This is a genomic window from Ellagibacter isourolithinifaciens (assembly GCF_008831035.1).
GTDB lineage: Bacteria > Actinomycetota > Coriobacteriia > Coriobacteriales > Eggerthellaceae > Ellagibacter > Ellagibacter isourolithinifaciens.
This window is the reverse complement of sequence record NZ_WAJR01000073.1, coordinates 1-622: the sequence shown is the minus strand read 5'-3', so window position 1 is coordinate 622 and position 622 is coordinate 1. Positions and strand designations below refer to the sequence as shown.

Sequence of the window (622 nt, the reverse complement as noted above, 5' to 3'; positions counted from 1 at the left end):
CCGTTACGGGTTAGTTTCCCCCTGCTTGCCTTGGGTTTCTTCCTGCTAGCGCCCTACTTCACAAATCGGTTTCGGCTTCGTCGGGAGCGGCCGTGGCGGGCTGGCCAGTGGCATCATGGGCTCGCATCTGCAAGCACCGGAGGCGACGAGCACGCCGCCCCAACCTTGAAAGAGAGGCCATCCATGGACAAGTACATCTGCGATGTGTGCGGCTACATCTACGACCCCGAGGTGGGCGATCCCGACGGCGGCATCGAGCCCGGCACCGCCTTCGCCGACATTCCCGAGGACTGGGTCTGCCCCGTCTGCGGCGTCGGCAAGGACGACTTCTCGCTGTACGAGGAGTAAGCGCGACGCCGATGGCTACTGCAATGTAGCCGACAACGACGCGGGCGCCCCTTTCTCGGAGCGCCCGCGTTTCGTTTCGGCAATGGGAAGACCGAGCACCCTGCGAAAGGCTACCGGTCCTTGTTGGAGCACAGAAGCAGGATGCCGGCTACCAGCGAGCAGAAGATCAGCGTGCACACCCCGAAGGCCACGGTGTTGGCCTTGGTGCCCTTGTAAATGCCCCAGCTGATAACGGCCATGGGAATCATCCACGCCAGCGGGATGATGAGCCAGC

Annotated in this window: 1 protein-coding gene; it reads left to right on the top strand. The window is 63.0% G+C overall.

Annotated features, from left to right (window positions below):
* The first annotated feature begins 183 nt into the window (after positions 1 to 183).
* Positions 184 to 348, top strand: a complete 165-nt coding sequence (gene rd, locus F8C90_RS10795; RefSeq protein WP_135970482.1) for a rubredoxin — start codon at positions 184 to 186, stop codon at positions 346 to 348.
* The last annotated feature ends 274 nt before the right edge of the window (positions 349 to 622 follow it).

Excerpts from the sequence above, each read along its gene's own strand:
- rd (WP_135970482.1), top strand. The coding sequence starts at position 184 with ATGGACAAGTACATCTGCGATGTGTGCGGCTACATCTACGACCCCGAG.